Below are 6333 nucleotides of genomic sequence, written 5' to 3' on the forward strand. Positions count from 1 at the left end.
TCAAGTTTGTTTTCGATACCGACAGGTGTCGGCGGAAGAAAACGTTTATGCTTCCGGCACCGAAGTGCGTTCCGCTTGTTAGTTGACGTTTTGCTGTTCAGTTTTCAAGGTTCATGTGTTAGCGTCACCGTTTCAACAGCAACTCTTATATCTTATCAAAAACTCATTGTCATGTCAACAAAAAGTTTTGCTTATTCATTTACTTCGTTGCGCTTAAATCAGCAACTTAATAAATATATCAGTCTGCCTTATATAAGTCAATACTAATTTTCGATTAATTATATAAATATAGAAATGGTTATCACACTAGCTATTCCAGGTACTCCTAAAAAAGCTATAAGTAAACCAGATACAATGTTGATTGGAACGAATAAGCCGAATTGACTTGCGATAAGATTAATTGCAAACAGAATAACAAACGCAAACGCTACTCTAAACCACCAAATAGAGAACGCTTCGATTACTCGTCCTTTCGATGCTTTATTAAGCAATAAAAAAAGAAGTACAGTTATACCAATCAAATAAAGAGCCAGCTTCATCTAGCTTCTCCTACCTCTCATAATAAGTTATCTCTAACTATATGAAGGGATTGGTATAACATATACTTCATTTCAAAAGGATTTTTCGTAGTCGTGCTTCTTTATATAGAAAGAAGTGTTTACTTTCAGCAATTTTTCGTTGCACAATAACCGTCAAATCGTAATCGTCTATTAGCGATTCAATTGTTTGTGCTTGCTGCCATTCTTCTTTTGTTTCTTTCATTAAGGTAATAAACTTCGTATCGAAGTCTTTTTTAAGTTTTGCTTTTTTAAAAAACATCCGCTAGCTGGGCCTCCTCTTTAAAACTCACGTCGACCTTCTAGCGCTTTAGACAAAGTGACTTCATCCGCATATTCTAGATCTCCACCTACCGGAAGCCCGTGCGCAATTCGTGTTGTACGAATCCCTGACGGTCTGACTAGCCTTGAAATGTACATAGCAGTAGCTTCGCCTTCAATTGTTGGATTGGTAGCCAAAATCAATTCAACAACTCGTTCATCTTGGAGTCTCTTCAACAATGGTGGAACGTTGATATCTTCCGGACCTATTCCATCCATTGGAGATATAGCGCCATGAAGCACATGATACAACCCTTTAAAATCTCTCATTTTTTCCAAAGCAATGACGTCTTTCGTATCTTGAACTACACAAATAACCGTGTTGTCACGTTGTTTGTCTTGGCAAATATGACATGGATCTATATCTGTAATGTGACCACAAATTGAGCAGTAACTTAAATTCCGTTTAGCATCTACTAGCGCCTTAGCAAATTCAAGTACGGTATCTTCTTTCATACTTAACACGAAAAATGCCAGACGGGCCGCAGTTTTCGGTCCAATACCTGGCAATTTCATAAAACTATCAATCAATTTCGATATCGGTTCAGGATAATGCATGTGCTTTCCTCCTAGAACATGCCAGGGAGGTTCAATCCTTTCGTGAATTGTCCCATCGTGGAGTTCGTTGTTTCTTCCGCTTTTTTCATTGCATCGTTTGTTGCGATAACAATTAAATCTTGTAACATTTCAATGTCTTCCGGATCAACAACAGTTTCATCTAGTGCAACATTAATTACTTCTTTGTGTCCAGATACAGTTACTTTAACCATACCTCCACCAGCAACACCTTCGAAATGTTGAGTTCCCAATTCTTCTTGAGCCTCAGCCATTTGCTTTTGCATTTTTTGCATTTGTTTCATCATACCTTGCATATTTCCCATTCCACGCATATTAATTTTCCTCCCTAATCATCATGTATTTCTACAAATTCTTTACCAAATAACTTTTCTGCCTCTACTATCAAAGGGTCTTCAGTAGCCGCTTTTTCTTCTTTCATGAAACTTAACATTTCTTCTGCAGCTTGTTCTGTCTCGTTCATTTCGGCTGGTAAATCCGAATTCGAATCCGTTGTCTTCAATCCTTTGTGACGAATAAACTCTTCACGGATAGTAATCCAAGGTTCTTCTGGAACAAACAAAATTTCATACATTTTCCCTGTTAAATTCATTAATAAATGAGAAAAGGCACTAGAGAAGGTCTGATTATCAGCTGCCATTTGGCAATGAATATCGTATTTAAATTTTAACACAAATGCACTCTCAGATGCGGCAACTGGCTCTGCCTCGTTTAAAAGAGCAGCGTGTGATTTTTGCAACTGATTCATAATCGTTGTCCAGTGTGATTTAATTAGTTGAATATCTTGTTTCGTTGCAGTTTTCAATACTTCTTGGATTCGTCCGGTCGGCGCTTTGTAACCTGTTTGCGTTCTTAATCGTTGACGTTTTTGAGATTCACTCGCTTGTGGGGTTTGTCCACTATTAGAAGAAACTCCCTGCTTAACTTGCTGTTCAAGGCCAACTATCATTTGTTCAAGCTGCGTAATTTTCTCTTCAAAGTGACTTAAATCAACTTCCTGATGAGCGTTACTTTCTTTCACATGAGACATTTTTAATAGTGCAGTCTCTAAATATACTTTTGCGTGATTAGAATAACGCATTTCTTGTTGAGTAGCAGCAAGGATTTCAATGTAACGATACAACTTGTCTACTGGAAACTGACTTGCCAGTACTTTAAATTTTTCTTCATTTGAAGCAAGTTCTAATAAATCATCGAGAGAAGGTGCAGTATTCATTAATAGTAAGTCACGGAAGAAAGTGATTAAATCCTCAGTTAAACGAACTGCATCTTTCCCTTCTTTCATTAACTCTTCTAAAAGAGTCAATACTTTACCAACATCTTTTGATAATAACGATTCTGCTAGTTGATAAAAAATTTCTTGTCCAATTGAGCCCGTCACTAAAAGTGCATCTTCCACCGTCATTTCTTCACCACTAAATGACACGACTTGGTCGAGCATACTTAATGCATCACGCATACCACCAGAAGCAGCTTGTGCAATGACTTTTAATGCTTGATCATTCGCCGGAATGCCGGAGTCTGCCAGCACTACATTCATGCGATCAACAATATCCGAAGCCGTAATTCGTTTAAAGTCAAACCGTTGGCATCTAGAAATAATCGTTAACGGTAATTTATGAGGCTCAGTTGTCGCTAAAATAAACACAACGTGAGACGGTGGTTCTTCTAGCGTTTTTAATAATGCATTAAATGCGCTATTAGACAGCATATGCACTTCATCTATGATATACACTTTATAACGTGAATTCGCAGGTGCAAACCGAACTTTTTCAATAATATCTCTAATTTCTTCAACACGTGAATTGGATGCAGCATCAAATTCAATAACATCTGTATTTGAACCATTCGTAATACTTTTACACGTTTCACATTCATTACAGGGTTCCGAAACAGGTCCTCGTTCACAGTTTAATGCTTTTGCAAAGATTTTTGCAGCACTGGTTTTACCAGTACCACGTGGTCCGTTGAATAAATACGCATGCGTTGTTTTATTATAAAGGAGAGCATTTTGAAGGGTTTGTTTCACATGTGCTTGACCAGACATTTCCGCGAATGATTGCGGTCGGTAAACACGATAAAAAGCTTGATACGCCAACTGATTTCTCCCCTTGTAGTGTGATTTTAAACAGTCCTTTAATTATACCATAATGTGCTTCCTCTAGCTCTTTTGAAATCAATAATTTTCGAACAAAAAAGGTGTTTATTCGCATGAATCGCGAACAAACACCTGAATAGAAGTATGTATGCCGTGCACCTTCCTTCGACTGACATACATAAGCGGAACCTCTGTCGTTAGCTCAGTTTAGGCAACCCTGCGGCACATGAGAAATTCCACTTAAGGCTGCTTCCTTCCGGACCTGACCTGATTCATGGGTACCCATTGCGCAGGACCCAGACGTCAACACTACGTGCAAAAGTCAGACCCTACATATAAACAGCCTTAGAGAAGGAGTTCAGTCTCGCTAGAGCGGATTGCGAGTTACAAGACACCGCTAACTCCCCACCTAGCACGGCATTTATTAGTATACTGATTTTTAGCGAAAAAATCAAATGATTCTACGATATTATTAGAGAATTTTTAAGAATGCTTGATTTTCATGAAGGAAAAAGTATGTAATTAAACAATAGCAACTAGTAGAGCTCCATCCCCAAAGTAAGGAGTACTATTTTATGAATACATAACACAATTTGATTGAAGGACTACTTGGATACGGAAAATCAACAACAGCTAAGCTCGTCCAAAAAATATTAACCGCTCAACAAATTGAAAATGAACTCTTCTCGAGGGAAACTAGGACCATCCAGCAGATTATGATGGAGTTGATTTTTAAACAAACAAGGAATTTAAATATGACTTTCCTAGAATGAAGTTCATGCACTCACCTTAAAAGTAAATGCCATTCAAAAGAATGGTGGCTACTTCATTCCTTATCAGAACATGAAAGAGACGACAGCTAATACAAATCTTCCTGATGAGTTAAGATACCTAACTTTTCACTACATCACGTCTATTAACCTAAACACTCTGTAAGGATATACCAATATTTTCTTTCATTTCAAAATGATTCTCAACTCTAAATAGATGTAATATTTAAACTTTAATTTTATATAGGGTTCTTGTTGACTTTGTTTTTTTTACATGATAAATTATACTCTGTTGACACGGAGGTATACCCAAGTTTGGCTGAAGGGATCGGTCTTGAAAACCGACAGGGGAGTAAAATCCCGCGGGGGTTCGAATCCCTCTACCTCCTCCATTTTTTCAACAAACACGCGCATATAGATGGAGATTGTAATTCGTTACTAACGTAACGAATTTTCTTCTAACATAAATAGTCCGAATATTAAGAAGGCGACTCACTTGAGTCGTCTTTTTTTTATAAATTCCTCCGTATCCCTTACTTTTGGTCTGCTATGATATTTCTTTGGTTAACTCCCTGATGTCTTTCCAGCCATAGGAAACTTCCTCTACTGATAACTCTTCCAAGCATTTTGCCTCCAAATACTTCCCTCCCATTTTTTCATAAAATGTTCTTGCTGGGTTGTCTTTTAACACCCATACGATCATGTTGAAAAATCCATTACTTCTTAGTTCTTCTGCAAATCTCCTTAACATTTCGCTCCCAATCTTTTGTTTTTGAACTTCCTCGAGTAAATAAAACGAGTATACTTCGGCATCGTATTTATCCTTTTCTCCTCTATTTTGACCACCATCTATAAAACCGATTATTTGTTGTTGATCATCTACTGCAATTAGTACTTGATATTTTTCAGAAGGATTCTTTAATCTGCCTTTCCATCTCTCTATTCCTCTTTCAATGTTCATTTTACTCAAAAATTCATCTGAAATAATTCCTTTATAGGTTGATTTCCATGAATTGATATGGACTTTGGCAATGCCTTTCGCATCATCTAGTACTGCTTTACGAATTTGATATTCCATCTACTCACTTCCCTTTTTTATAAGATGTCTATTATAAATTTCTAGATTAAGTTCACTTATCCTCTAATGAAGATGTTCCTAATCTTGTAACTTAATCAAAATCTCATACGTCAAATGGGAAAAATAAGGAGGATTCAGATGAAAAGGAGATCATTTCTGCTTGTATTCTTATTTTTATTCACATGGTCATCATTCTTCTTGGTCAACAAATCAAATGCAGATTGGGCTTATTCGTTTGTAGTATGGGATGGGGTTATCTATGTAGTTAATGATGAAGAGGTCGAGCAAGTCGATCGAGAAATTGGAATAGTAACTAAGTATTCCGATATGGAGGGAACTTATTCAGGAAATTTTTCAAATACTTATCGTAAAGGCACTAAGTATTTTTCAATAGTGGATGTAAGTACCGATGACGCCATTGCCATTGAAGATGAAAAGGGTCATTATGTGAAAGCAATACCAGATGGAAAATATGCTAGCAACACTATTCAAAGCTCTTTTTGGGGTATTAATATGACCGTTTACACGATAGTCATCTGTCTATTGGCTCTTTTTCCAATCCTTGCATTTTGCAGCTACCTTATTACCAAACGTAATCATTAATTTACTAAGTGAGGCAATTTCATAAATATCTATTGATGGATCATAAACGAATATTTGAAGTGTATGCCTTTGAATTTGTTAAGAATTCTGGTCATTTGATTGGAGTGAAGGGCGGCGACTCCGTCGGGAAAAGAATTTTGAAGACTTAATTATACGGACAGACAAATAAAGACCTCCAGCTTTCGCTGAAGGTCTGGCTTATCTATTTACGTAATACTGCAGTTTGTTGGATAAAATGACCAACACGTTCTACAACTTGTTCAACAGTATCTGGATTTTTCATTAAATCGTAATCATTGATATTCAAACGTAGCACTGGGCAAGCATTGA

At 36.9% G+C, this 6333-nt stretch carries 8 protein-coding genes, 1 tRNA gene, 1 other RNA gene and 1 pseudogene; 3 read left to right on the forward strand and 8 right to left on the reverse strand.

Annotation, left to right across the window (positions count from 1 at the left end; genetic code table 11):
• Positions 1-267: hypothetical protein (locus WBG45_RS06385; RefSeq protein WP_424413027.1), on the forward strand; the 267-nt coding region annotated here is incomplete at its 5' end.
• Between the two features lie 11 nt (positions 268-278).
• Here WBG45_RS06385 and WBG45_RS06390 read toward each other — a convergent pair.
• The 6 genes from WBG45_RS06390 to ffs form a co-directional block, all read right to left on the reverse strand.
• Positions 279-539, reverse strand: a complete 261-nt coding sequence (locus WBG45_RS06390; protein ID WP_424413029.1) for a pro-sigmaK processing inhibitor BofA family protein — start codon at positions 537-539, stop codon at positions 279-281.
• Positions 540-606: 67 nt separating this feature from the next.
• Positions 607-819, reverse strand: a complete 213-nt coding sequence (locus tag WBG45_RS06395; RefSeq protein ID WP_424413031.1) for a YaaL family protein — start codon at positions 817-819, stop codon at positions 607-609.
• 20 nt (positions 820-839) lie between these two features.
• Positions 840-1436, reverse strand: a complete 597-nt coding sequence (gene recR / locus WBG45_RS06400; RefSeq protein WP_024536315.1) for a recombination mediator RecR — start codon at positions 1434-1436, stop codon at positions 840-842.
• Between the two features lie 11 nt (positions 1437-1447).
• The gene (locus WBG45_RS06405; protein ID WP_024536314.1) at positions 1448-1768 is read right to left on the reverse strand and encodes a YbaB/EbfC family nucleoid-associated protein; all 321 of its coding nucleotides are present in this window, start codon (positions 1766-1768) and stop codon (positions 1448-1450) included.
• A 14-nt stretch (positions 1769-1782) separates the two neighbouring features.
• Complete coding sequence (gene dnaX / locus WBG45_RS06410; protein WP_424413034.1) at positions 1783-3552, reverse strand: DNA polymerase III subunit gamma/tau; 1770 nt, start codon at positions 3550-3552, stop codon at positions 1783-1785.
• Positions 3553-3703: 151 nt separating this feature from the next.
• Positions 3704-3970, reverse strand: an RNA gene (gene ffs, locus WBG45_RS06415) — signal recognition particle sRNA large type.
• A gap of 651 nt (positions 3971-4621) precedes the next feature.
• Between ffs and WBG45_RS06420 the strand changes: the two genes are divergently transcribed.
• A tRNA-Ser gene (locus tag WBG45_RS06420) sits at positions 4622-4714 on the forward strand.
• 155 nt (positions 4715-4869) lie between these two features.
• On the opposite strand, the gene WBG45_RS06425 is transcribed toward WBG45_RS06420, so the two are convergent.
• The gene (locus WBG45_RS06425) at positions 4870-5400 is read right to left on the reverse strand and encodes an N-acetyltransferase family protein (RefSeq protein WP_424413036.1); all 531 of its coding nucleotides are present in this window, start codon (positions 5398-5400) and stop codon (positions 4870-4872) included.
• A gap of 138 nt (positions 5401-5538) precedes the next feature.
• Between WBG45_RS06425 and WBG45_RS06430 the strand changes: the two genes are divergently transcribed.
• Positions 5539-6003 carry a hypothetical protein gene (locus WBG45_RS06430; RefSeq protein WP_424413037.1) on the forward strand — a complete coding sequence of 155 codons (465 nt, stop codon included), beginning with the start codon at positions 5539-5541 and terminating at the stop codon, positions 6001-6003.
• A gap of 202 nt (positions 6004-6205) precedes the next feature.
• On the opposite strand, the pseudogene WBG45_RS06435 reads toward WBG45_RS06430, so the two are convergent.
• Positions 6206-6333 (reverse strand): annotated as a pseudogene (locus WBG45_RS06435) (deoxynucleoside kinase); the annotation flags it as partial.

Origin of the sequence: Paenisporosarcina sp., from assembly GCF_049671445.1 — a bacterium.
In the GTDB taxonomy this organism is placed as follows: domain Bacteria; phylum Bacillota; class Bacilli; order Bacillales_A; family Planococcaceae; genus Paenisporosarcina.

What these genes read in the sequence shown, in the direction of transcription:
- recR (WP_024536315.1), bottom strand. Translation starts at nt 1,436, where the DNA reads ATGCATTATCCTGAACCGATATCGAAATTGATTGATAGTTTTATGAAA.
- WBG45_RS06390 (WP_424413029.1), bottom strand. Translation starts at nt 539, where the DNA reads ATGAAGCTGGCTCTTTATTTGATTGGTATAACTGTACTTCTTTTTTTA.
- WBG45_RS06425 (WP_424413036.1), bottom strand. Translation starts at nt 5,400, where the DNA reads ATGGAATATCAAATTCGTAAAGCAGTACTAGATGATGCGAAAGGCATT.
- WBG45_RS06395 (WP_424413031.1), bottom strand. Translation starts at nt 819, where the DNA reads ATGTTTTTTAAAAAAGCAAAACTTAAAAAAGACTTCGATACGAAGTTT.
- WBG45_RS06430 (WP_424413037.1), top strand. Translation starts at nt 5,539, where the DNA reads ATGAAAAGGAGATCATTTCTGCTTGTATTCTTATTTTTATTCACATGG.
- WBG45_RS06405 (WP_024536314.1), bottom strand. Translation starts at nt 1,768, where the DNA reads ATGCGTGGAATGGGAAATATGCAAGGTATGATGAAACAAATGCAAAAA.